The 25204-nt window shown below is 61.5% G+C and carries 21 protein-coding genes; 14 read left to right on the top strand and 7 right to left on the bottom strand.

Going from position 1 to position 25204, the window contains the following annotated elements; genetic code table 11:
* Nucleotides 1-64 precede the first annotated feature (64 nt).
* Nucleotides 65-6175: a hybrid sensor histidine kinase/response regulator gene (locus ACYQ1A_RS15060; protein WP_499363259.1), complete on the top strand. Its 6111-nt coding sequence runs from the start codon at nt 65-67 to the stop codon at nt 6173-6175.
* Nucleotides 6176-6410: 235 nt separating this feature from the next.
* Complete coding sequence (locus tag ACYQ1A_RS15055) at nt 6411-7694, top strand: lytic polysaccharide monooxygenase (RefSeq protein ID WP_499363257.1); 1284 nt, start codon at nt 6411-6413, stop codon at nt 7692-7694.
* Nucleotides 7695-7979: 285 nt separating this feature from the next.
* Here the strand turns inward: ACYQ1A_RS15055 and ACYQ1A_RS15050 are convergent, their stop codons facing one another.
* Nucleotides 7980-8249, bottom strand: a complete 270-nt coding sequence (locus tag ACYQ1A_RS15050; protein WP_499363255.1) for a hypothetical protein — start codon at nt 8247-8249, stop codon at nt 7980-7982.
* 10 nt (nt 8250-8259) lie between these two features.
* On the bottom strand, nt 8260-8916 hold the full coding sequence (locus ACYQ1A_RS15045) for a GGDEF domain-containing protein (RefSeq protein ID WP_499363253.1): 657 nt from the start codon (nt 8914-8916) through the stop codon (nt 8260-8262).
* Nucleotides 8917-9005: 89 nt separating this feature from the next.
* On the opposite strand from ACYQ1A_RS15045, the gene waaC reads away from it, so the two are divergent.
* Together waaC and waaA are read left to right on the top strand one after the other, a co-directional pair.
* A complete protein-coding gene (gene waaC / locus ACYQ1A_RS15040) occupies nt 9006-9965 on the top strand; it encodes a lipopolysaccharide heptosyltransferase I (RefSeq protein ID WP_499363251.1) in 960 nt (319 codons plus the stop codon).
* Entirely contained in the window at nt 9962-11239 is a 1278-nt protein-coding gene (gene waaA, locus ACYQ1A_RS15035; protein WP_499363249.1) for a lipid IV(A) 3-deoxy-D-manno-octulosonic acid transferase, read from the top strand. Before waaC ends, waaA begins: the two co-directional genes overlap by 4 nt.
* Nucleotides 11240-11249: 10 nt before the next feature.
* On the opposite strand, the gene ACYQ1A_RS15030 is transcribed toward waaA, so the two are convergent.
* A complete protein-coding gene (locus ACYQ1A_RS15030; protein ID WP_499363247.1) occupies nt 11250-11960 on the bottom strand; it encodes a MarC family protein in 711 nt (236 codons plus the stop codon).
* A 267-nt stretch (nt 11961-12227) separates the two neighbouring features.
* Here ACYQ1A_RS15030 and ACYQ1A_RS15025 point away from each other — a divergent pair, with 267 nt between their 5' ends.
* The 5 genes from ACYQ1A_RS15025 to moaC are packed head-to-tail and all read left to right on the top strand — an operon-like array spanning nt 12228 to nt 16066.
* The gene (locus ACYQ1A_RS15025; protein WP_499363246.1) at nt 12228-12947 is read left to right on the top strand and encodes a peptidylprolyl isomerase; all 720 of its coding nucleotides are present in this window, start codon (nt 12228-12230) and stop codon (nt 12945-12947) included.
* 25 nt (nt 12948-12972) lie between these two features.
* Nucleotides 12973-14268, top strand: a complete 1296-nt coding sequence (locus tag ACYQ1A_RS15020) for a molybdopterin molybdotransferase MoeA (protein ID WP_499363244.1) — start codon at nt 12973-12975, stop codon at nt 14266-14268.
* A gap of 20 nt (nt 14269-14288) precedes the next feature.
* Nucleotides 14289-14549, top strand: coding sequence for a MoaD/ThiS family protein (locus tag ACYQ1A_RS15015; RefSeq protein WP_062224584.1), 261 nt, complete (start codon nt 14289-14291; stop codon nt 14547-14549).
* Nucleotide 14550: 1 nt separating this feature from the next.
* Nucleotides 14551-15015 carry a molybdopterin synthase catalytic subunit MoaE gene (moaE, locus tag ACYQ1A_RS15010; RefSeq protein WP_062224580.1) on the top strand — a complete coding sequence of 155 codons (465 nt, stop codon included), beginning with the start codon at nt 14551-14553 and terminating at the stop codon, nt 15013-15015.
* Nucleotides 15005-16066, top strand: a complete 1062-nt coding sequence (gene moaC, locus ACYQ1A_RS15005; protein ID WP_499363241.1) for a cyclic pyranopterin monophosphate synthase MoaC — start codon at nt 15005-15007, stop codon at nt 16064-16066. The genes moaE and moaC overlap by 11 nt, the downstream gene beginning before the upstream one ends.
* Nucleotides 16067-16137: 71 nt before the next feature.
* Here the strand turns inward: moaC and ACYQ1A_RS15000 are convergent, their stop codons facing one another.
* Nucleotides 16138-16767 carry a hypothetical protein gene (locus ACYQ1A_RS15000; protein WP_499363239.1) on the bottom strand — a complete coding sequence of 210 codons (630 nt, stop codon included), beginning with the start codon at nt 16765-16767 and terminating at the stop codon, nt 16138-16140.
* 388 nt (nt 16768-17155) lie between these two features.
* Between ACYQ1A_RS15000 and ACYQ1A_RS14995 the strand changes: the two genes are divergently transcribed.
* The 4 genes from ACYQ1A_RS14995 to ACYQ1A_RS14980 all read left to right on the top strand — a co-directional run bounded on the left by ACYQ1A_RS14995 (nt 17156) and on the right by ACYQ1A_RS14980 (nt 22091).
* The gene (locus ACYQ1A_RS14995) at nt 17156-17875 is read left to right on the top strand and encodes a hypothetical protein (RefSeq protein WP_499363237.1); all 720 of its coding nucleotides are present in this window, start codon (nt 17156-17158) and stop codon (nt 17873-17875) included.
* A 225-nt stretch (nt 17876-18100) separates the two neighbouring features.
* Nucleotides 18101-19360 (top strand): acyltransferase family protein, encoded by a 1260-nt coding sequence (locus ACYQ1A_RS14990; RefSeq protein ID WP_499363235.1) that lies wholly within the window; start codon nt 18101-18103, stop codon nt 19358-19360.
* A 418-nt stretch (nt 19361-19778) separates the two neighbouring features.
* Nucleotides 19779-21746 (top strand): hypothetical protein, encoded by a 1968-nt coding sequence (locus ACYQ1A_RS14985; protein ID WP_499363233.1) that lies wholly within the window; start codon nt 19779-19781, stop codon nt 21744-21746.
* Between the two features lie 18 nt (nt 21747-21764).
* Nucleotides 21765-22091 (top strand): DUF5710 domain-containing protein, encoded by a 327-nt coding sequence (locus ACYQ1A_RS14980; protein ID WP_499363231.1) that lies wholly within the window; start codon nt 21765-21767, stop codon nt 22089-22091.
* Between the two features lie 40 nt (nt 22092-22131).
* Here ACYQ1A_RS14980 and ACYQ1A_RS14975 read toward each other — a convergent pair whose 3' ends face one another.
* From ACYQ1A_RS14975 to yihA, 3 genes are all read right to left on the bottom strand, one after another.
* A complete protein-coding gene (locus ACYQ1A_RS14975) occupies nt 22132-22797 on the bottom strand; it encodes a class I SAM-dependent methyltransferase (RefSeq protein ID WP_499363230.1) in 666 nt (221 codons plus the stop codon).
* Between the two features lie 70 nt (nt 22798-22867).
* Nucleotides 22868-23392: an O-acetyl-ADP-ribose deacetylase gene (locus ACYQ1A_RS14970; RefSeq protein ID WP_062224669.1), complete on the bottom strand. Its 525-nt coding sequence runs from the start codon at nt 23390-23392 to the stop codon at nt 22868-22870.
* A gap of 461 nt (nt 23393-23853) precedes the next feature.
* On the bottom strand, nt 23854-24471 hold the full coding sequence (gene yihA, locus ACYQ1A_RS14965; protein WP_499363329.1) for a ribosome biogenesis GTP-binding protein YihA/YsxC: 618 nt from the start codon (nt 24469-24471) through the stop codon (nt 23854-23856).
* A gap of 100 nt (nt 24472-24571) precedes the next feature.
* Here yihA and ACYQ1A_RS14960 point away from each other — a divergent pair, with 100 nt between their 5' ends.
* On the top strand, nt 24572-25189 hold the full coding sequence (locus tag ACYQ1A_RS14960) for a c-type cytochrome (protein ID WP_499363227.1): 618 nt from the start codon (nt 24572-24574) through the stop codon (nt 25187-25189).
* Nucleotides 25190-25204 lie beyond the last annotated feature (15 nt).

Raw genomic sequence — 25204 nt, 5'->3', positions numbered from 1 at the left:
CGACGCGCGCCCCTGCCCGATGTAGCGCGCTGCGCCTTATCGCTTACCGAACTGAGTACTCCACATGAGCGTGCATACCGAATTCGACCACGGCTCTTTAGTCTGGGTGAAGGGTGAGCTGGAACAAACCCTCGATCGCGCAGCCACCGCGCTGACGCAATACCAGACTGCGCCCGATGCCGCGCTGCTCAAGCATGCGCAAACGCATCTGCACCAGGCCGTTGGCGCCCTGCAGATGGTCGAGCTGGCAGGCCTGGCCCGCTATTGCGAAGAAATCGAACAACTGGTGGCCAGCGTGGCGCGTGAGCAAACGCCGCCGCAGGCGCTGGGCACCGCCATCGGCGCCATCGGCGACACCACGCGTTACCTTGAGCGGATTTCAGCAGGCGCGCCCAATGTGCCGCTGGCGCTGCGCGCGCCGTTTGCCGAGCTGGCGCAACTGCATGGCGCGCAAGGTTCGGGCGCTGAATTGTTCTTTCCGCAACTGGGCGAGCTGGAAGTCCCGGCCAATCTGCCGACGTCGCAAGTCGATGCCGCCGCGTGGTCGACCTGGGTGCGTCAGCAACGCACGCGCTTTGAATCGGGCCTGCTGCGCTATCTGCGCAACAAGGATGCGGGCGGTGCCACCGCCATGGCGCGCAGCTTGTCCGAACTGGCCGCCGCGCAACACACCAGCATTACCCGCGCCTTCTGGTGGAGTGCCGCCGCCGTGGTCGACGCCCTGCCGACCAACCGCGCCGAACTCGATCTGGATGCCCGCGCGCTGTTGATGCGCATGAATCTGCAATTGCGCCGTCTTTCGGATGGCTCGGGCAAAGTGGCCGAGCGTCTGTTCCGCGATCTGCTGTATATCCTGGCGCACCAGGATAGCCAGAGCACGCTGGCGCAGCATCTGCGCACCGCATTTGAACTGCCCGGCATGCTGGCTGACGCCGCTGCCGACACGTTGTCGCCCGAAGCGCAGGCGCGCCTGCAAGCCGCGCGTGCCCTGCGCGAAGATCTGGCCACCACCAAAGAATTGTGGAGCCGCGTTGCTGCCGGCCAGGCCGAGCGTTTGCCCGCCTTGAGCAGCGACGTGGAACAACTGGAACAACGCGCCGCCGCGCTCGACATCCCGGGCCTGCCCGGTTTGTGGAAAGGCGTGCGGCTGGCGCTCGAGCGTTATCGCCAGGGTGGCATCGGCGAAAGCGAAGCGCTGGAACTGGCCACCGCCTTGTTGCTGGCCGATAACGCACTGGCCATCTACCCGCAAACCGCGCCCGAATTTACCGAGCAGGCGCAAGCCATGGTGCGGCGCCTGGAAGACCCGCACGCCGACGTCGAACTGCCACAGCTCGACGCCGTCAGCCGCGAGGCGCAAGAAAAACTGCTGGTTGCCCAGTTGGCGCAAGAAATGCGCAGCAATCTGCAAGTGATTGAAGAATCGCTGGATACCTTCTTCCGCGATGCCAGCCAGCGCGAGGTATTGCATGCGCTGGACCCGAGCGTGCGCCAGGTGCAAGGCGCGCTGATGATGCTGGGCTGCGACGACGCCGTGCTGCTGTTGCAAGCCTGCCAGGAACGCGTGCAGATGTTTGCCGCGCGCGAAGAAGCGCCGACGCATGCCGAGCTGGAAGAACTGGCCGAAGGCTTCTCCGTCATCGGTTTCTATATCGATGCAATGGAACAGGGCCGCGACGAAAACGCCACGCTGGTGCAGCCGATGCTGACCCGCATGACTGGCTTTATTCCGCCGCAACCCGAAGTCACCGACGTGGCCGCCGCGCTGGAAGCCGAGCCGCCGATGATCGCCCCGGCCGCCGCCGCCGTAACGCCGGAAACCGCCGCCCCCGAAATCATCGAACTGGCCGAGCCCCCGCGCGCGTTGCCGCAATCGGATGCAGCGGTCGATGCCGAATTGCTGGAGGTGTATCTGGAAGAGGCGGTCGAAGTGCTGGCCACCATCACCAGCCAGATCGCCCTGTGCCGGACCGCGCCGCATGATCGCGAAGCGCTGACCGTGTTGCGTCGCGCATTCCATACCCTGAAAGGCAGCGGCCGCATGGTCGGGCTGAATCACCTTGGCGAAGCCGCCTGGGCGATTGAACAAGTCATGAACAAATGGCTGCAGGCCGAGCAAGCCGCCACCCAGGATTTGCTGGGACTGATCCAGGACAGCCACGACGCCTTCCAGCGTTGGGTGGAACAACTTTCGAGCACCGGCAGCGCCACCGTCGATTCGGATGAATTGATCCAACGAGCCGACGCGCTCAAGACCGCATTGGATAACGCGCCAGCCGGTGGTTTGCCCACCGTGTCGGTGGCGTCGATTACGCCCGAAGCGGCGCCGCAAGCCGCAGCTGACGACAGCCCGGCCGATGTGCAAGTTGGCGAGGTCACCGTCTCGGCCACCCTGTTCAGCATTTTCCGCGATGAAGCCGAGCGCCATCTGAACGTGCTGGTGACGGGCCGCAATGCGCTGGCCCAGGGCAACCGGCTGCCACCGGACTTTTTGCTGGCCGCGCACACGCTGGGCGGCATCGCTTCGACCGCGGGCTTCCGTGGCCTCGGCGAGTTGTCCTATGCCATCGAACACGCGGTGCAGGAACTGGGCGAACGCGTGTACGAACAAGCGCCGTTGCTGGGTGGTTCGGTCACCCGCGTGGAAGAACAACTGCATCAGATTTTTAATCGCCAGGCGCCGACCTACGCCGCCTTCGAAATTGGCCAACTGGCCGCGCTGCATGAAGAAGCGCTGGAATTGTCGCTGGAAGACAGCCCGGCCGCCGCGGCGATTGAACTGGATGCGATCTCGCCCGCCGATTTTGCCAGCGTCGAAAGTGCCGAAGAATTTGCCGCACACGCTGCGCCAGAAGCCGGGTTTGACCTGGCCGATGACGCCGCTGCCGCGCAAGTCGCCGACGATGAATTCACCTTTGATCTGCCCTCAGACGAGCAAGACCCGTCCGCTCACAGCGCCGATCTGGAATTGCTGGAAGCCAGCAGCCCTACGCTAAGCCGCGCAGAAACCAGCGCCGCCATGACCGCCGAGCCGATCGAGTTTGCGACGGAACTGGACGCGGACGAAGCGGCCAACTTCAGCTTTGAATCGGCCCCGGATGCCGCCGCACCCAGCGCACCCGCTGATCCGGCCGACAGCCTGGTGCTGAACCTGGATGCACCGGGCATCGAAGACGTGTTGAGCCTGGATCTGAATCTGGATACGCCGCAGCTGGCGCACGAGGACGACGAGATTTCGCTGGCCGATACCGCGCTGGACCTGGCGCTGGAAGACAGTGCTGCGCTGGACCTGAGCCCCCCGGTAGCGCCGCCCGCCCTGAGCGCTGAAGCTGAAGACGACGAGATTTCGCTGTCGCTGGATGAGCTGGACCAACTGGTGCCGGTGGAAGACACGGTCGATATGGCCGCGCCGGAATTCCAGATTGCGCTGGATGAAGCCGATCTGAACCTGGATCTGGACGCCGCCGCCAGCAGCAGCACCGAAATCAGCGGTGCCGAAGCCATGGCGGCGGAAGCCGAATTTGAAGACCCGCCCGTAAGCAAGCTGGCGCCGCTGGAAGGCCAGGCGCTGGCCGTGGCCGAAGACCTGCTGCCGGAAGACGTGTCGCTCGAAGCCGCAGCGGCCGACGACCTGGGCACGCATCTGGAAAGCACCATCCTCGATCTGCCGCACGACAGCTGGAACACCGAAGTTGCGCCGTTTGAGCCGCACGATGCCGACAGCCACGCCCTGCATCACAATGCCCATCACGACGCGCCGGTTGAAGTCGACCTGGCTGAAATCGACGCCGAAGCCGCTGCCTATGCGCCGGCCGCCGCGCTGGGTCTGGCTGAGCCGGTCTTCGCGCCGGAACAACAACTGGCCTTTGTACCGCCAGTGGCCGATGCCGTTGAATCGCCGCTCGACAATCTGCTGACGCAAGGCGGCGGCACGCTGGGTGAACGCAAAGCCGAGCTGGACGACGCACTGACTGATGAAATTGATGAGCAGTTGCTGCCGGTGTTTATCGAAGAAGGCGACGAGCTGCTGCCGCAAATCGGCGCGGTATTGCGCTCGCTGCATGAAGGCGACGACAGCGATGCCGACAAGCTCAAGCGCGTATTGCACACGCTGAAAGGCAGCGCGCGGATGTCCGGCGCCATGCGCATGGGCGAAGCCGTGCACCGCATGGAATCGCGTTTGCTGGCCGCTGGCGCGCATTTCTCCGGCCCGCTGCTGGAAGAACTGGAAAACGATTACGACCTGACCAGCTTGCTGTTCGACGAATTGTCGGGCCGCAAAGCCAAGCCCGCCGACGTGGTGAGCGGCATTGCCGTGCAACAGGCCGCGCCGCGCGCCCAGGCGCTGGTGGCCGCACCCGATGCCGAAGGCAAAACCACCATCCGCGTTAAATCGGAGCTGGTGGATGAGCTGGTTAACCAGGCCGGTGAAGTCTCGATTTCGCGTGCGCGGATCGAATCGGAAATGCTGGCGCTAAAGAGCTCGCTGCTGGATCTGACCGAAAACGTGACGCGTTTGCGTGGCCAGATGCGCGAGCTGGAAATCCAGGCCGAATCGCAAATGCAGGCGCGCGAGAAGGACTTGGGTAACTCGCTCGAAGCGTCGTTTGATCCGCTGGAATTCGACCGCTTTACCCGTCTGCAAGAGATCACCCGCTTTATTGCGGAAAGCGTTAACGACGTGTCGACCATTCAGCACAACTTGCTGAAGAACCTGGACGAATCGAGCGCAGCGCTGAACTCGCAAGCGCGGATGACCAAAGAACTGCAACAGAGCCTGATGCGCGTGCGCATGGTGCCGTTCTCCAGCATTTCGGATCGTCTGTACCGCTTGACCCGCACCACCGGCAAAGAAACCGGCAAGAAGGTCAACCTGGAATTGCGCGGCGCGCGCGTTGAAATTGACCGTGGCGTGCTGGAAAAAATGATTTCGCCGTTCGAGCACATGCTGCGTAACGCCATCGACCACGGTCTGGAAAGCCCGGAAGAACGCGCTGCTGCCGGCAAGAGCGAGTTTGGTGAAGTGTTGGTGGAAGTGCGCCAGGAAGGCAACGAGCTGGTGCTGCTGTTGAAGGATGACGGCAAGGGCCTGAATCTGCCGCGCATCCGCACCAAAGCGCTGGAGAAAGGCCTGATCAGCGAAGGCCAGGACGTGGCCGACCGCGATCTGATGCAGATGATTTTTGAGCCGGGCTTCTCCACCGCATCGTCGGTGACGCAGCTGTCCGGCCGTGGCATCGGCATGGACGTGGTGAAGAACGAAATCGGTAACCTCGGCGGCCGCGTGGATGTAAGCAGTGAAGCGGGCGTGGGCACCACCTTTACCATCAACCTGCCGCTGACGCTGGCCGTGACGCAAGTCTTGCTGGTGAAGGCAGCGGGCCGTTTGTACGCGATTCCGTCGGTGATGATCGAACAGGTGCAGGAACTGAAGCAGGAGCCGCTGGCACGCTTGTACGACCAGCGCGCCCAGGAATGGCTGGGCAGCCGCTATCCGTTCTCTTATTTCCCGCGCTTGTTGGGTGACGCCACCAGCATGCCGGAAACCAAACGCTTCTCCACCGTGCTGTTGCTGCGTTCGGGTGCCAACCGGATGGCGCTGCATGTCGACGAACTGGTCAAGAATCAGGAAGTCGTGGTCAAGGCCATTGGCCCGCAGCTGGCGCGGATTCCTGGCGTGGCCGGTTCGACCGTACTGGGTAACGGCGACATTGTGTTGATCATGAACCCGTTGGCGCTGCTGGCCCGTGGTGAAGTGGCCACACAAACCGGCCAGGCCGCGCCGACGCGGGCCGAGCAGCTGAAGACCGTCCCCGTCATCATGGTGGTCGACGATTCGCTGACCGTGCGCAAGATCACCGGCCGCCTGCTGGCGCGGGAAGGCTTCCAGGTGCAGACCGCCAAGGACGGCGTCGACGCGCTGCAACAGCTGCAGGATCTGAAACCGGCGGTGATGCTGGTCGATATCGAAATGCCGCGGATGGATGGCTTTGAACTGACGCGTAATATCCGCGCCAACGACGACACCCGCCATATTCCGATCATCATGATCACGTCGCGCACTGCCGATAAGCACCGCAATTACGCCAATGAACTGGGCGTGAATGTGTTCCTCGGCAAGCCCTACCAGGAAGATGAACTGCTGGCCCATATCCGCCAGTTTGTGCATAGCTGAGCCCGGTTCCGGGGTTGATGTGTTGGGTAAAAAGGCTGCTGCGGCAGCCTTTTTCTATGGGCGCGCCCCCGCCGCCAGCCCCGGCGCGGCCACCGCCCATTTGTATCTGCCTTGTATCAAGGCAAGCCCTTTCCTACTGTTAGCCGTGACCTGGCTGGCTTGTATACATGGCCTTGATCGCTAAAACAGAGGCCTGTTGCCAGGTCCGATAAACCAGAGGAAAGAGGAGTTTTAAATGAAACCGGTAACACATCTATCCGCAGCACGCTGCATCATGACCCCGCTCTGCCTGGCCCTGCTGGCCGGGCTGGCGCAACCCGCGCTGGCGCATGGCTCGATGGAATCGCCCATCAGCCGCGTGTACCAGTGCTTTAAAGAAGGCCCCGAAGCGCCCACTTCGGCGGCTTGCCAGGCGGCGGTAGCGCAGTCTGGCCCACAGATGTTGTACGACTGGGCGGGCGTAAACCAGGCCAACGCCAACAGCAACCATCAGGCCGTGGTGCCCGATGGCCAGTTGTGCGCGGGCGGCAAGGCCAATTACAGCGGGCTGGATTTGCCGCGCCAGGATTGGGCCACCACGGTGATCGCGCCGGACGCCAACGGCAAGTTCGACTTTGTCTGGAACGCCACCGCCAAGCACGCCACCAAGGCGTGGACGCTGTATGTGACGCGTGACGGCTGGAGCGAAACCACGCCGCTGAAGTGGTCCGATCTGCAGCAGTTCTGCACGCTGGGCAATCTGACCGCCGACGCCAACAACCGCTATCACCTGAGCTGCACCTTGCCCACCGGCAAAAGCGGCCACCATGTGATCTATGCAACGTGGCAGCGCTCGGACAGCACCGAGGCGTTTTATTCGTGCTCGGATGTGAGCTTTACCCCGGTGGTGTCGAACTTTAAAGACCTGGGCACGGTGACCGCCGCGCAGAACCTGGCGGATGGCACCAAGGTGGTGTTCCGGCTGTTCGACAAAAACGGCGCCGATCTGGAAACGTGGTCCACCACCATGAGCACCTACAGCGCCAATGGCGATGCCATGTATCTGGCGGCCAACTGGCCGTTTTATATGGCGCAAACGGTGAACACCTCGTCGCGCTATGTGAGCATCGGCAAGCTGGCTGCGGATGGCACGGTATCGCCGCAGAAGAATGCGACGGGCAACCATGTGTATGCGCGCGATGGCAACACGTATACGTGGCAAGTGGATGTAAATGGGGTGACGCCGACGCCAACCCCCGCACCGACTCCGTCACCAACGCCAGCGCCAACGCCAACGCCAACGCCGGTTCCGACCCCGGCTCCGACGCCGGTGCCCACACCGACGCCAACGCCCGCGCCCACCCCGACGCCATCCACCAGTTGCGCACCGGCATGGGTGGCCACGCAGGCATACGCCACCGCAGGCACCAAGGTCAGCTACAGCGCGCACAACTACCAGAACAAGTGGTGGACGCAAAACGATAACCCCTCGGCCAGCGGCCAATGGGGCGTCTGGCAAGATCTCGGTAGCTGCAAATAAGCCATCGGGTGGGTCTAGACCCACCCGATGTGATCGCGCGACAGAAATAGGGTGGGTCGTGACCCACCGCTCAAAGCCGCGAAGAAGAACTTTGAAACCGCGTTGTTCTTCTCGTTGGCTTTGCCTGGTGGGTCTAGACCCACCCTATGTGATTCAGCGACTAGATATAGGGTGGGTCATGACCCACCGTTCAAAGCCGCGAAGAAGAACCTTGCAAGCCGCTTTATTCTTCTCGTTGGCTTTGCCTGGTGGGTCTAGACCCACCCTATGCGACGGGCGTCGGGTTTACCCGGGTTGGTCCGGGTAGCCGTGGGCGGTGAGGATGTAATCGAATTGCGCAGCATCCATCTGCTGCGCCACCCACGGCTGCAGCGCCTGAATGCGGCGGGCGTCCAGCATATAAGACAGCTTCATCTCGGGGTCGGGCCGGTCTTGCTCATGCGCGAACAAGCCAAACAGAAACGGCAGCGACAGCGTATCGGCCACCGGCAGATAGCCGACAAATGCGCCGTCCATGTCTTTTTCCCACACTTCAATCACCCGCACGATCTTCATGCTGCGGCCCTCACGCCAGCGCGGCCGGGGTGGGCGGATTGCCGTTGATGATGCGCGCCGAGCCCGGCTTGCGGGCGGCGCGGCGCAAGGCCAGATCGGCATCGGCGCCCAGTAACAGGTCTTCGGCGGTTTCGCGTTCGTCATGCAACTGGCTGATGCCCACGCCCACGGCAAATTCAAATTGCTGCCCATCCGGCAAGGCAACCGTGTGCCCGGCATTACGCGTCAGCAGGCGGTTGGCGACGATTTGTGCACCGGACTCAGGGGTATCAACCAGCACCAGCGCCACCTCGTCATTGGAGAAGCGCCCGACGATATCAAAGTCACGCAGATTTTCGCGGCACATCGCCGCCAGTTGCTTGATGACACTATCGCCGCCCGCATGACCATGCCGCTGATTAATCCCGTGCATGTCTTCTACGCCCACCAGAATCACGCTCAGCGGCTGACCATTGCGCTGCGCCCGGTTGACGGCAATGGCGGCGTCTTCCAGAAAGCGATCACGCAGCGACAAACCAGTGAGCGCATCCACGCCCGCCTTTTGCGCATAGCGTTGCCGCAGCCGCAAAAAGTCTGCGCGTAAGCGCCACCACGCCGCCAGGCCGCATGCAGCAAACAGCCATCCCGACAGGGCGAGGATCCAGACAACACGTACAGAAATATTCATGCAAGCTTCGCAAACGTTATCGATTAACCGCCAGTGTAGCCAGAACGGGCCGCCTGTGCCAAAGCGCGCGGCCTGCTAGAATGCCGCCCATGCCGAAAATACTGTTGGTCAAACTCTCTTCGATGGGCGACATCATCCATGCCATGCCGGCGGTGACGGACATGGCGCGCGCCCTGCCTGGCCTGCGTCTGGACTGGGTCTGCGAAGAAAGCTTTGCCGCCCTGCCCCGGCTGCACCCGGCCGTGCGCGATGTAATTCCGATTGCCATGCGCCGCTGGCGCAAGTCTTTCTGGCGTGCCGCAACCCGCGCAGACATCAATAGCGCCCTGGTCGGCTTACGCAAACAGCGCTACGACATGGTGCTGGACGTGCAGGGTTTGATCAAAAGCGCGCTGGTTGCGCAGATTGCCCACGGCCCGGTGGCCGGCCCGGATCGAAGCTGGGCGCGCGAACCGCTGGCCGCGCTGATGTATCGCAACAAAATCCCCGGAGTGTGGGAACAGCCCGCCATCGAACGGGTGCGCCAGATTGCTTCGGGCGCCCTTAACTACCCCTCGCCGCCGACCATAGACTACGGTCTGTCGCGCCCCGATATCACCCTGCCATGGCTACCCGCCGCGCCCTATGCCGTGCTGTTGTCGGCCACCAGTCGCGCCGATAAGGAGTGGCCCGAGGCTCACTGGATTACGCTGGGCACCCGGCTGGCGCAGCGCGGCCTGGCCTGCGTGCTGCCGTGGGGCAATCCGCGCGAACAAGCGCGCGCCGAGCGCCTGGCCGCCGCCATTCCACAAGCCATCGCCGCCCCCCGCATGAGCCTGACCGAAGCCGCAGTGCTGCTGGCCGATGCGCGTGTGGTGGTCGGTGTCGATACCGGCCTGGCCCACCTTGCCGCCGCGATGGCAACGCCGGTGGTTGCGATTTATTGCGCCTCTGACCCCAGCCAGACCGGCGTGCTGGCCACCACCTACGCCGTCAACCTGGGCGCCATCGGCGTGGTGCCCAGCGTGGATGAGGTCTGGCAAGCCACGCTGGCCGGGATGCGCACATGATCGTGCGCTGGATGTACAGCCTGCTGCTGTGGCTGATGACGCCGGTCGTGGCCTTGTATTTGCTGCGCCGCGCGCGCAAGCAACCCGAATATCGCCAGCATTGGGATGAGCGCTGGGCGCGCTACAAACAGCCCGCCCAGGCCAGCGGCGTCATCTGGCTGCATGCGGTGTCGGTGGGCGAAGTGCGTGCCGCCGTGCCTTTGATTGCCGCGCTGGAACGCGCCTGGCCCGGCCGCAAATTGCTGCTGACCTGCATGACGCCCACCGGCCGCGCCACCGCGCAATCCTTGTTGGGTGATCGCGTCGAAATCGCCTATCTGCCTTACGATTATCCCGGCGCCACACAACGCTTTTTGCAACGCTATCAGCCGCTATTTGGCTTGCTGATGGAAACCGAACTATGGCCCAACCTGGTCTACGCCAGCCAGCGCCACAAGGTGCCGCTGTTCCTGGTCAATGCGCGTCTGAGCGCCAGATCGGCCGAAGGCTACCAACGCGTGCGCTGGTTGCTCAGCCCCGCCGTGACCGGCCTGAGCGGCACGTTTGCGCAAAGCCAGGCCGATGCGGATCGGCTGATCGCATTGGGCGCCCGCAATGTCAGCGTGGTCGGGAATGTAAAATTTGATTTTGAACCGGCCGCCGAACTGGTGGCCCGCGGCGCACATTGGCGCAGCTTGATCGGTGACCGTCCGGTCTTGCTGGTGGCATCCAGCCGTGAAGGCGAAGAAGCGCTGTTGCTGGACGCGCTGGAAGCCGTCACCCTGCCGCCGCACACCTTGCTGGTGCTGGTGCCGCGCCACCCGCAACGCTTTAATGAGGTCGCCGATTTGTTGGCGCAGCGCGGCGTACAGTTTCTGCGCCGCAGCGCCTGGGAGCAAACACCAATCCCGCTGCAAACCACGGTCTTGCTGGGCGACAGCATGGGCGAATTGAATGCCTGGTATGCGCTGGCTGACCTGGCCATTATCGGCGGCTCGATCTTGCCGTTTGGTAGCCAGAACCTGATTGAATCTTGCGCCGCGGGTACGCCCGTGGTGCTGGGCCCGTCCACCTTCAACTTTGCCCAGGCCGCGCAACTGGCGCTGGAAGTGGGCGCGGCGCGGCAAGGCCAGGATGCGGGCGAGGTCACCCGCATTGCCGCGCTCTGGCTCAACAACCGCTCGGCGCGCGCCGAAGCCAGCAAGATCGCGACGCGCTTTGCCAGCAAACATCGCGGCGCCACGCAACGCGTGCTGGATATGCTCAAGCGCCAGCTGCCGCAGGATCGCGGCTAGCGCGCGAACTTCAGTGGGTGGCCCACGGGTGGCTGCTGATAAAGTCACCCGCCAGGCCACTGGCGCCATCCCACAAAATCTGCGCACCCAGACACAACAAGATAAACGCCGACAGCCGCATGAACACCACCGTGCCGGTGCGGCCGATCAGGCTGAGCGCCTTGTCGGCGTAGCGATCCACCAGATAAACAATCACCGCCACCAGGGCCACGCCGGCCACACTGGCCAGCGGCAATACAATGCGATGCGCGCTTTCGTCATGGATGCCGACGCCGAGCGTGATCGCCACCGTGATCGAACCCGGCCCCACGGTGAACGGAAAAGTCAGCGGAAAGAACGCACGTTGGCGCAACTCGTCGCGGCGCTGCGGCGTTTCGATGTTCTCGGTGGCATCGCCGATGGGCTCGCTCGAATCACCGGCGTTGCTGTCGTTCAATAATTTCCAGCCCGCCACCGCCACCAGCAAGCCGCCGCACACCCGCACGATCGGCAACGACACGCCAAAGAAATCCAGCACATAAGTGCCGACAAACATGCTGCCCAGCAACAGGCAGAAACAATAAATGCCAATCCGCCGTGCCAGCACCGCGCGTTCGGCCGAGGTGTAACGCGAGGTCATCGATAGAAAGATCGGTGCGGCGCCCAAGGGATTGACGATGGGGATCAAGCCCGCCAACACCAGCAATAACTTGGTAAAAAACAGTGCGATATACGGTTGCATACGCTCCCTGGCTCTGGCTGCAGCCGCTGGCCGATGCCGCGACTTTGTTGTTTATAAAATAAAAACCGGGCGGGCCCTCTTTATGCGCCCCGCCTTTGACCTCATATCACCCAACAGCAAATCATTTCCGCCCGACCCGCGTCGCGCGGACGCCCAATGATGCATAACGTATCGCAGGATTTCCACGTGCAAATGCAGTGAGCACGCTAGAATCCGCGCACCGGGCCGCACAATGCGGCCCTTACCTTTTTCGCCTGAGGAGCAAATATGGCTATTACCGTAAACGGCGTCGAAATCACCGACGCAATGATCCAGGCGGAACTGCCGCATCATGACGACGCGCCGAACGCCCATGACGCGACCGTGCAGGAACTGATTCTGCGCGAACTGCTGCTGCAAACCGCCAAGGCTGAAGGCCTGGACACCAGCGTGCCTGAAGAAGCCATCGGCGAATTGCTGTCGACCAAAGTGGCCCCGCCGGCAGCGACCGAAGAAGACTGCAAAGACTTCTATGCCAAGAACCCACAAGCCTTTGTGCGTGGCGAACAAGCCGAAGCCAGCCACATTCTGTTCACCCCGGAAAACGGCGTACCTGCAAGCTTGCTGCGCGCCAAGGCCGAAGGCATTTTGTCTGAGCTGAAGGCTGAGCCGTACAAGTTTGAAGCACTGGCCAAGCAACACTCGGCTTGCCCGTCGGGCCAGCAGGGCGGCGCGCTGGGCCAATTTGGTCGCGGCCAGATGGTGCCGGAATTTGATGCTGCGGTGTTCAGCATGGGCGAAAACGAGTTGCTGCCGGAACTGGTGGAAACCCAGTTTGGCCTGCACATCATCCGCACGGGCAAAAAGACCACCGGCGAAGCCGTGAGCTACGACGAAGTGAAGGATCGCCTTGCCGAATTCCTGACCGAAACCGCCTCGCGCCGCGCCATGCATGAATACCTGCAAAGCCTGGTGCAAAAAGCCGATATCCAGGGCTATCAGCTCTAAGCTGGCTGCTTAAGCGGAATCGCAAATGCGGCGCACTGCCCTGGCGGGTGGCGCGCCGATTGCCCCGCTCGGTTATCATGCGCCGGTGAGTTTTAACCCCGGAACCACTGCCATGTATTCCGTAGACCAAGCCCTCAGCCTGTTACTCGACAGCGCTATCCCGCTTTCCCCTACTTCCGACACCGAAATCGTCACGCTCAGCCATGCGCATCATCGTGTGTTGGCACATGACGTAATCGCCCCGCTCGACGTCCCCGGCTTTGATAACAGCGCCATGGATGGCTACGCGCTGAACGTGCCCGACTTTGCTGCGCCGCCCGCCAGTTACATGGTGGTACAACGCATCGCCGCAGGCGAAAGCGGTAGCGCCATCGCGCCTGGCCAGGCCGCGCGTATTTTTACCGGCGCACCGGTGCCCGCCGGCGCCAATGCCGTGGTGATGCAGGAAGATTGCAGCGTGTCAGGCGCAAGCTTGCGCGTTAACTTTGCGGTAAAGCCACAGCAACATATCCGCCCGCGGGGTGACGACGTGCGCGCCGATAGTGTGGTGCTGCGCGCCGGCACGCGGCTGCGCGCGCAGGAACTGGGGCTGCTGGCTTCGCTGGGGATTGCATCGATCAGCGTGATGCGCCCCTTGCGCGTGGCGCTGATGTGTACGGGCAACGAGCTGGTAGAGCCGGGCCAAGCCTTGGCCGCAGGCCAGATCTATAACAGCAACCGTTATCTGCTGCATGCCTTGCTAACGAGTCAGGGCTATCAAGTGACCGATTTCGGTATCGTGCGCGACGACGCCGCCGGAACCCGCGCCGCCCTGCTGCAAGCCGCCGCCGCCCACGATATCGTCATCACCACCGGTGGTGTTTCAGTGGGCGATGAGGATCATGTCAAAGCTGCGGTGGAAGCGCACGGCGCACTGGATTTGTGGCGTATGGCCATCAAACCCGGCAAACCGTTTGCGCTGGGCCATCTGCGCCGCGCTGACGACAGCCGCGCCAGTTTTATCGGGCTGCCGGGCAATCCGGTATCGGGATTTGTTACTTTTCTGGTGCTGGTCAAACCCTTCCTCGCCAAACGCCAGGGCGCGCTGCCGGATGCGACCGAGGTCCAGCGGGTTCCGGCGGGTTTCAGCCGGGGCGCGCAAACGCGGCGGGAATATCTGCGCGCCAATCTGCTTGCAGGTCGCGCCATGCCGGTGGCCAACCAGGGCTCCGGGGTGCTGACTTCAGCGGTGGTCAGCTCCGGCCTGGTGGTGGTGCCGGAAAACGTGGCCGTGCAGGAGGGCGATTTGCTGCAATGGTTGCCCTATGACAGCTTGCTTTGATTTCCTATGATCAAGACACCATGAAAACCCTCGAATTGCGTTACTTTGCGCGGTTGCGCGATGCCCTCGGCGTACAGGCCGAACGCGTCGACGTGCCCGCCGATATCATCACGCCCCGCCAGTTAATCGCCTGGCTGCGTTTGCGCGGCGGCGCGTGGGATAGCGAACTATCGGGCCAACGCCCGTTTCGCGTGGCCATCAACCAGGACATGGCGCAACTGGATGACACCATCCCGCCCGCAGCCGAAGTGGCCATTTTTCCGCCTGTGACCGGGGGCTGAGATGAGTGCTCACATCCGCATCAGCGTGCAGGAAGCCGACTTCGATCTGGCGGCCGAATACGCCGCCTTGCGCAATGGCGAACACATCGGCGCCATCGTTGCATTCTGCGGTCTGGTCCGTGCCTGGGATGGCGGTGTCGCGATGCGGCTGGAGCATTATCCCGGCATGACCGAACGCGCCTTGCAACACATCGCCACGCAAGCGCAGGCGCGTTGGCCGCTTGGGGGCATCAGCATCATCCACCGTGTGGGCGAATTGCAGCCTGGGGCACAAATCGTCTTGGTGCTGACCGCCAGCGCGCATCGGCGTGCGGCCTATCAAGCCAACGAATTCATCATGGATTATCTCAAAACCGAAGCGCCGTTCTGGAAGCAGGAAGTCAGCGCCGACGGCGGCCATTGGGTAGACGCGCGCGAAACCGATCAGACCGCGCGCCAGCGTTGGGAGGCGGATTATGACGGTTGATGCAGTCATCCTGGCCGGTGGGCAGGGCCGACGTATGGGCGGCCGCGACAAAGGCCTGGTGTCGTTTAACGGCCGACCCCTGATCGAATGGGTGATCCACGCGTTGTCGCAGCAGAGTGTGCCGGTCAACCACTTGCTGATCTCCGCCAACCGCCACTTGCCCGACTACGCGCGCTTTGGCTATCCGGTGTTGCGCGACGTACATCCCGACTTTTCCGGCCCCCTGGCTGGCATCCATGCCGCCATGTTGGCTTCGCCGGCCGACATCCTGCTGGTGGTGCCCTGCGATGTACCGGCTTTGCCGCCCGATCTGCTGGAACGTTTGCTCAATGCGCTCAACGAAAGCGGTGCCAACGCCGCCGTCGCCCAATCGAGCAACGGCCAGATCCACCCCACGCTGTGCATGCTACGGCGCGAAGTGGTGGGCTCACTGATTGAACGGCTTAAACGCCAACAACTGAAACTGGGCGACTGGCTGGAAAGCCTGGCGCCTGTCTTTGTCGAATTCCCCGACGCTACTTTTCCGAATCTGAACACCATGGACGACCTGGAAGCACATCAACACGGCGACAACGGCGGCACCCTTACCCACTTTGACGCCAGCGGCCAGGCGCATATGGTGGGGGTCGGCGCCAAACTGGAAACCCATCGCATGGCCCGCGCCTGCGGCGAAATCCGCATGCTCCCGGCGACGCTGCAACTGATCGAAGCCGGCAACCACAAAAAAGGCGACGTGCTGGGCATCGCCCGCATCGCCGGCATCATGGGCGCCAAACGCACGCCGGACCTGATTCCTCTGTGCCACTCCATTGCCCTGACCCGCGTGACAGTGGATTTCCGCATGGACAGAGGCAGTTGCAGCGTGCACTGCGAAGCCACCGCCGAAACCGTCGGTCGCACCGGCGTGGAGATGGAAGCACTGACGGCAGTGCAGGTGGCGCTGCTCACCATCTATGACATGTGCAAAGCGGTGGATCGCGGGATGGTGATGACGGGGATCAAGCTGGTGGAAAAGGTGGGCGGCAAATCGGGGCATTGGCGGGCGGAGTAAATTTGATCGGCCGTGTTGCTGGCCGCCCCATTGCCGCCTGCTCGCCTTCGCCCCCGCCTGGCCATGCGCTGTTAACGCGGACTTGAGCGCGCCGGCAATTGCGCCGAGGCCGTTGTACTCGCGTCGTATGAGACCGGACGGTTGTGCGTCCAGTTAATGAAACCATTCAGCAAGGGATGAAACAGCGGTTCGTCCAGCCCGGCCGCGTTGAATGCGGTCTTATCCAGCATCAGAACCGTTTTTCCTGTCGAAGCGTCTATGGCTTTGATTGTGCCCTTGTAGTAATAGCCGCCCTGCCAGATGGCGTCGGGCTCAACAATCAAGAACGGGCCGATTTCCTTACTCAGATTATTCAAGCTGACCAGATCGGACACCGTGGGGACCTTGCTTCCCAGGTTGCGCTCAATGATCAATGTTTGCAGATCGTCCTTGGTAAGCACTTGCTTGAAGGCATGCGTCTCTTTGACGCCGTCAACAAAGAAGTCGACAAATTGCGCACTGGGTCGCTCTGCATTGACCTTGACGTAGACCATTTGCCCATAAGCCGGAGTAAAACTTTCGGCAACGCGAACCTCGGTGGGGGTGAGCGCGTGGTTGGTGCTGTAGAGCCCTGAAGTCGGGTCAGGCTTTACGATCTTGAGGGTGGAGGCACATCCGGCAAGAAGGCCGACAAAGAGAAAAGCGGAGGCAAAACGTAACATACAGTACCCATAAATATTCAAGATGGCGGCTGCTGGCTTCCTGTCAGTACGACACGCGCACGTCGTAACTCATTGATGCATAGGCAGTAACACCGCTGCCGCGAAGGGCTCATTAAAACAGCGGGCAAGCCGGAAGTAAAAAACATATTAGAAAATTATGATGTAGATACAACGCCGTACTCTGGCGGCCAGGTCGATTTTGTTGAGATTTGTCTACAAGCAGCGGCACGCCGGCTCCGTGGCGCGGCCGGGCAAAATAACGAGCGCCAGCGGCATCCCATCCTTCACCATCTTTACCTGGTTTTACCTGCGCGCCCCCTGCTCAGCGGGCGGGCCGGCCCCTATGATTGCCAGGTCATTCGTCTCTACTGCCCGCCTGGATGCTGCCATGCCCGTATCGCGCCTTTTGCCTGGTCTGTTGATTTGCGCCAGCCTGCTACCTGCCGTCCGGACATGGGCGGAAGAGACCACTGAGGTCGCCGCGGTCACGGTCACTGCCGTCCGCGATCCGGGCCTGATGCCTTACGCCAAGGTCGATGCATTACGGAGCGCCTTACAACAGGACACTGATCCGCATGACAAAGTCCGCGTCATGTTTCGCGTGATGGACGCCAAAACGCAATTGCCGGCCAAGGATGTGCGCATCAATTTGTGGACCAATGACGCGGTGTATCCGGTGCCGCTGCAAGACAGTTTTATTGCGCTCGACGAACTGCCGCACACCAATGATCCGGATGCGAAGTTCGCCAGCAACAAGCGGGCAGGCGCGTTGGAGCTGGACTTGCTGCTGTTTGCCGTCTTGCCGGACGCGCAAAAATTCTCCGCCGCCGATGCTCAGGCCGCCATCGACCAGGCCAATGCGATCCGCAAAGCGGTCATCCCGTGGTATCTGCGGGCCTTTATTCCGCGCTTTACCCGACTGGAAGCCTGCGCAGCCAGCACGCCGGTCTATACCGTGGATGGCCAACCGTGGGCCGCGCCAGTGGCGGCCGAAGCCGGTTGTGTTTCGATCAATGAAGTGGAATTAAAAGCCCACCCGCAAGCGATGTTTGCGGCGGCCGGACCGATCAGTAGCTATCGCTTGCGCGGGCCGGGCAAGGACGATTGAAAGCGGGTAACCAGCCCCTGCGGCGGAGCGCCCCGCCCCGTTCGCCCCACTCTGGCGCCGTAACTTGCCCGAAGCAAGCAAACATACTGACCGTCGGCTCATACTTATCCATAACTTAAGCTCTCTTGATAATTTCATCGGTTGTAATTTATATTCGGGGCGCGAGCGCTTCGAGGCGGCTCGGCAACCCATTCCTATAACGTCAACCGATCAACTGGAACGAGCATGGGCCTACTGCGATTTTTTCTTGCGCTGTCTGTGATCGGCGCCCACGCCGATTCCACGGTATTCGGCTTCTATGGCATACGCGGCCAATACGTGGTCGACTTTTTCTTCATCATTTCCGGTTTCTACATGGCCATGGTTTTGAATGGCCGCTACAAGGAAACCGATCCGCTGCATTTCTACTTAAACCGGGTGTTGCGGCTTTTCCCCACTTATTACATCGGCCTGCTGTTTGCCCTGATTATTTCCTGGCACGAGATCGCGCAATTCTTCGGCCAGCTTAGCCCGGGTGCCAAACTGTATTTTGTGCTGCAGAACATGTTTATTTTCGGCCAGGATTCGGCGCAATTATTCTGTGCCCATCTGGCCAGCGGGGCGGGTTGTGCTGATCCGGCCAAAATGACCATCAACCCGCCGATGTGGTCGCTGGCGGTGGAATGCTGCTTTTTTCTGGCGGCGCCGTTTATTCTGAAGAGCGAAAAACGTACGTTCATGATGGTGCTGGCGGGCTGCATTTATGGCATTGCCCTGCGCCGTATCCTGTTTCCGCTGGAAGGCATTGCCGGCCTGGGCAGCGCGCAGCACTACGCCATGAATATGTATTTCTATCCCGCTTCGTTCTTGTTCTTTGGCGGCGGCGCGCTCAGTTTTCATTTGAGCAAGCGCGCTACCGAGCCTAATTACATCGCCTTTGTTTTCCTGATCGTGGCGATGTCGTTCTCGTGGACCATCATGCCGCCGTGGCACATGCTGCTGATTGCCGCGATGATTCCGGTGCTGTTCAATTACACCAAAAAGAACAAATTTGATCGGGCGCTGGGGGATCTGACCTATCCGGCGTATATCCTGCATTTTCCGTTTATCGTGCTGCTGCAGCCCATTGCGCGCGAGTATCCGGAATACTTCAGATATGCAGGATTAGGCACCGTGGTGGCGGTGATTTCGGTCACCTTGGGCCATTTGATTCATGTGACGGTAGAAAACCGGGTTAATGCATATCGCAAATCGTTTGCCTTGAAGGCCGCAGAACGCGAAGTGCTTGGTAACGTCAATCCCACCCCGTGGCCACGTTATGCGCCCGTGGTGCTGGCGCTGTATGCGCTTGCTCCGGTGCCCCTGCTGTTCCACATCTTTAATACGCAGGTCCAGCAGCGCAACATCACCTGGACCGATGCGCTGCGCCATTCGCCCTACAAGCCGACCAAACCGGTCGACGCGGACCGGGTGGCTGCACAAAACGAGAAGCTGGCGGGCCAATAACAAGCGTACGGGGGCCGGGGCTGATGTCAGCAGCGGCCCGCCCCGTAGGACATGGATAACAGACCGTGTCCAGACGGAAGCACTGCGGCGCACCCCGGTGCGGCAGGGCAGCCAACGCCAGCCACAGCCAGTGCGCCAACCCGCCTCAGTTTTCGCCGGCGTGACGTGCGCGCGGCGAGCGCCACCTGACTGGTTTCGCCACCTCCCCCACCCGTTCTTGACAGGCAGCGGCGGGGCCCCGCACGGCTCAACCCTGCGCAGACCAGCGCTGTAGCCAGTTGGCAGCCCGCTGCCTTTCCACGGTCCGTCAGAAATGTTGCGCCGCATTACTAAATTTGCAAGAATCATCGCAAACGAGCATTTTTAATACTTACACCATACGATTGCTGCGCGCTTTCATTTTCCTGCCAGGACTCACATGCCCTTCAATCTCTCCCGCAACGCGCTACTGTGCGCGTATGCCGCGGTTGCCTTCTGGCTGATCTACGCGATTACTTATGCCCTGACGGTGACCGTGGACTTGCCTTTCTTCCACGTTGATGGCGCGTTTCAGACCGCCAGTGGCCTGTACCGGCTGGATGCCCATCTGTTTCCGGGCCGCGACTTTCTGCCTTACCTGGGCATCGGCCCGCTTCTGCTGCTCTACCTGCCCTTCAAGATCATGGGCGCCAACCTGGCCGCCTCGACTGCCGGCGCCTGGATGCTGACGCTGATTGCGGGTTCGCTGGCAGGCGGCACCATCATCCACCTGGTCACCGGGCAGCGCCGTTTTGTGGTGTCTCTGGCCATCGCCAGCACCCTGTTTTTGTTTGGCGTGGCCTTGATCATGCTGTTTCACCCCACCGCCATGGGGCGCTTGCCCCAGTTCATGATGGCGTCAGTCACACCGGGCAATTCGCAGCGGCCACTGCGCGCATTTGCCCCTTATCTGATGGTGTTGTTGTTCAGCTTTTTTAGCCCAAGAATGCGCTCGCCCTGGAGCCTGACGCTGGGAACGGCCTTTATCGCTGGCGTATTGCTGCTGTGGTCCAACGATTTTGCCTATCCCACCGCGCTGGTGTTCGGGCTGCTGTTTGTGTTTGTGCTCCTGCCGCAACGCGGTGGCCGTTGGGTCCACCGCATTGCCTACGCTGCCGCCACCCTGGTGATCTGGCTGGTCTTGCTGACCCTGTTTACCGCAGGCCATCCGGGGGCGATGCTCAGCTACAACTTTATGGATGTGGCGCGTGATCAGTGGTGGCTGTTCATGCCTTACGACGACGCCGAGCGCTTTTACGGCATCAAGGACATCGGCAACCTGATGTTGCCGGTACTGCGCTTTCCGGGCGTGATGCTGATTGGCATCACCATCTGGGCCTGGCGCACACGGCAGCAACGGCATGTACTGCTGGCGGGTCTGGGCTGGACCACCTTGTTGGGCGGCATGCTGGCCTGCATCGGCGGCCACGTGCTGGCGGCGTATCTCTATAACTTTTCGTTGTGGGGCTATTTCACCGGCCTGGGCCTGGTGGTTTATTTCATACCCCGCGTGTTTTCCAACGCAGCCCGCCGCAGCAAGCCGTGGACCATCCTGCTTGGTTTGATGGCGCTGGCCGGCCTGGTGGTTGCTGGCCTGCAAACCGCGCGCTGGCAGCGCGATCTGCACGCAGCGCAAGCCGATACCCAACGCTTTTATGTGCCGGAACTGGGTGGCTACCTGAGCACGGACTGGCGCGAGTACATCCAGCTGGCTCGTAGCTTCAAGGGCACGGTCATCGAAGAATACTGGGGCCTGTTCAGTGCTACGCGGCGCAGCTTTTCGCTGTGGCACGTCGATGCGGTCATCCATGCCATGGGCTCACAACGCGCCAAGGCCGCTGCGGCGCTACCGCAAGCCGACATGCTGATCTCGACGCGTTCTGACTTCCACCCGATCCAGCAATGGAGCCTGACGCACGACTACTGGTTCTATCGTGAGCTGGCGCTCAATCGCAAGGTTGCGGGCTACTCGCCCACCACCGTCATCTGGACCCGCAAAGCGCCCGCTGACATCGTCATGCCGCCGGTGATTGCGTGTAATGCCAACCAGGCAAAATCGCGCTATGAGTTTGTCGCGCCGCAAGCGGGCTATTACGAGCTGGACGCGCAATATGACGCCCCGGCGGGTGGCCGCAAGCTGGTGATGATCCAGACCAATGTGAAGATGGTGATGGAGCCGTACTACGAGGCCTCGATTGATCCGGCCGCCAAGTCGGTGCAGCAGATTGTGTGGGTGGATAAAGCTGGCCCGACTTCTTTCTATGTGCAAGGCCACGGCGCCGAGCCGTTTGAGGTCAAGCTGGGCGCATGCAGTGCCTTCCGCTTGCCCGTGTCGGACCCCATCGCGTTTTATAATGCCCATCCTTAAGCTTTGCAGGATATCGGTGTGAGTAACGCAAAAGTGCAGTTGTACCTGGCCGTGCCGTTTGCCGAGAAAGATCAGGCCAAGGCACTCGGCGCGCGCTGGGATGCAGCTGCCAAAAAATGGTATGTAGCGCACGGGGCGGATATCAGCCCGTTTGCGCAATGGTGGCCCGAAGCTTTACGCGGCCAGGATGTGGCAGATGTGCTGGCGCAACTGGCCGCCGCAGCGCCGCCGCGCGCGCCGCGAAAACCCAGGGCCAGTGCAGCACCGGCACCGGCACCGGCTGTGCTGGCCGAACGCTTGCCACCGCCCCCTATTGATCCGAACGATCCGCCGCCCTGGCTGTGAGCGTTGGCTTGATCTGCAGCGGCGCTGGCGGGATGCGTATCTAGCGTTTTCTGGCCAGCGTCATGCCGTCGCCTATCGGCAGCACGCACAGATCAATGCGCGCATCGGCATGTAGTTGCTGATTAAGCTGGCGAATGATGGCCACGCCAGGTGGCTCATCTGCCGCCGGCCTGGCGACGCGGCCGCCCAGAAACATGTTATCCAGCACAATCAATCCGCCCACCCGCAGCAATTGCAAAGCGCGCTCGTAATAATCGGGATAACCGGGCTTGTCGGCGTCGATCAGTACGCAATCAAACGTCCCCGCTTGCCCCTGCGCCAATAACTCATCCAGGGTATACAAGGCGGGCTGCAGCACCAGCTTGATGCGCGCGGCCACCCCGGCCTGCTGCCAGTGCTGCTCAGCCAGCGCGGTAAATTCGCGGCTGACGTCGCAGGCGATGACCTCGCTGCCTTCGCCCATCGCCAGTGCCGCCGTCAGTGCGCTATAGCCGGTGAATGTGCCTGCTTCGATATAACGGCGCGCGCCGATCAACTTCAGCAGCAAATCCAGCAACGCGCCTTGCTCGGGCGCCAGTTGCATTTTAGCTAGCCGGTGCGTGGCGGTTTCGCTGCGCAAGGCGGCCAGCGCGGGGGCTTCGCGCCAAGCGATCTGCGCAAAGTATTCGATCATGGACGGGTCTAGCGTCAGCGTCTGGCGGGTCATGGGCAGGCTCTACATCGACAAGGCCGCCACTGTATGCCGCGGCCTGGCAGGCGGCAAGCCGGTTGCACGCTCAGGTGCCAAGGCCCGGGGGTGCGAGCATTTCGCCTTCGTACAAGGCAAAGTCGTGCGCTGAGTAGCAGCAGAAAATCACCTCTTGCGGCATGGCCGCGTCTTCGGTGACTTCGCGCACGGTATTAATGGCAATGCGCGTGGCCTCATCCAGCGGATAGCCATACACACCGGTGCTGATCGCCGGAAAGGCAATGCGCTTGATGCCATGCTCGGCAGCCAGTTGCAGGCTATTGCGATAGCACGCCGCCAGCAGTGCCGCCTCGTTGGCCTGCCCGCCATGCCAGACCGGGCCGACGGTGTGGATCACAAATCGGGCAGGTAGATCGAAGCCCGGCGTGATGCGCGCCTCCCCGGTGGGGCAGCGTCCCAGTTTGCGGCAGGCGTCAAGCAAACGTGGCCCGGCCGCTCGGTGGATCGCCCCATCTACACCACCGCCCCCGAGCAGCGATTCATTGGCCGCATTGACGATGGCATCGATCGCGAGCGTGGTGATATCGGCGTGAACGGCGCGCAGCAGGCTCATGGCTAACCTCTTCGATGATGTGGCGAGGGTGGAATGGACACGGGCCGCTTGGGCATCGCACGGCAGCCGCCCTCTCTGTTTGTAATACACCAGAGCGACTATCCCTGCGCCAGATCGACCAGGCGCGTGTGCAATCCCGGGCGTCGGTCTGAGCGTAGAAGGGGAAAACAGATGCCGAGACCGGCGCAAAACCGGGCAGAAAAAGCGCCGCAGGGCGTACGAAAGTGCAAAATCTGCGCTCGCGCGCGTGTGAATAATACCTTACGGGGGTGCGCTGATTCTGTCCGCGCGTTCGGCTTTACGTAAACGACGCGCAAAAGAAACCCCGGCCCAAGGGGAGAATGACCGGGGTGTAATACGCCCCGGCGCTAGGCCGAGGCACCCGCTCAGGGAGGAAAAGCGGGAGGTGCAGGGGCGCACCTAGCTTTTAGGATAGAAAGCTACGCGCAAAGTTCAAGGAATTATTCTGCGCCGTCTGTCACTTGAGGCTCTATCGCCTCAAACCATTGACCTACAACGGTTTCCGTCTCTTCGGCGCCCTGTTTTTTCAGGCTGGAAAATAACTGGACCGTCACCTTGTCATTATCAGCAAACTCTTTTTGCACCTTGCGAAGCACGGTTTGCTTCTCCTGGTTAGAGAGTTTGTCAGATTTTGTAAGCATGATATGCACCGGCTTGCCGGTCGGCAGAAACCAGTCAAGCATGCGGCGATCCAGCTCCAGCAAAGGCCGCCGCGAATCCATGATCAGCACCAGGCCGATCAGGTTCGGGCGCTCTGCCAGATAGCGTCCCAGCATGGTTTGCCAGTGCCGGCGTACTGCTTCGGGCACCTCGGCATAGCCATATCCAGGCAGGTCGACCAGGCGGCGATCATTGCCAAAGTCGAAGTAATTGATGTGTTGCGTGCGACCTGGCGTCTTGGAAACAAAGGCAAGGCGCGTATGGTTGGCAAGGGTGTTGATGGCGCTGGACTTGCCGGCATTGGAACGCCCGGCAAATGCAACCTCTACACCTTCGAGGGGCAACATACGCAGGTCGTTAACGGTGGTAAGAAAGCGGAGTCCGCGAAACAAGGGCATGGGTGTGTAGTCTGGCTTTTGGTCTTGATATAGAATATCAGGATTTGACACGCCGCCGGTCCTGCCGACGGGAATACCAATAAACACAAGGGAGCTAGTTATGCGCAGCGCGCCTGTTGCAGCCCTGTTCACAGCATTAGTGATGATGAGCGGTAGCGTATTTGCCGCAGGGCCCACCAAAGGCGATCCCGCCAAGGGCAAGGAAATCGTGGACAAAGTCTGTGCGGCTTGCCACGGCGCGGATGGTAACAGCGTCGTCGCGGCTAATCCGCGCCTGGCTGGCCAGCATCCCGAATATATCTACAAGCAACTCACTGAGTTCAAGACGCAAAAGCGCAAGAACGCAGTGATGTTCGGCATGGCTTCGCAACTGTCTGACGCCGATATGCACAATGTCGCCGCGTACTTCAGCCAGCAGAAGCCGAAAGAAGGTGGCGCGTCCGACAAGACGCTGATCGCAGCCGGTGAAAAAATCTATCGCGGTGGTATTGCCGCCAAGAGCCTGCCCGCCTGTATGGCCTGTCACGGCCCTGCGGGTTCCGGCATGCCGGCACAGTTCCCGCGTGTGGCCGGTCAGCATAGCGCCTATGTGATTGCGCAGCTGAACACCTTCCGCACTGGTGAACGCAATAACAACCAGGTGATGGAAGACGTCGCCGGTCGGATGTCCGACCAGGATATCAAGGCTGTCGCCGAGTATATCCAGTCGCTGCACTGATCTGCCCACCCCTGC

The organism is Silvimonas sp. JCM 19000 (assembly GCF_054652575.1).
The sequence above is the reverse complement of the archived record's forward strand: the minus strand, read 5'-3'. Positions and strand labels throughout refer to the sequence as shown.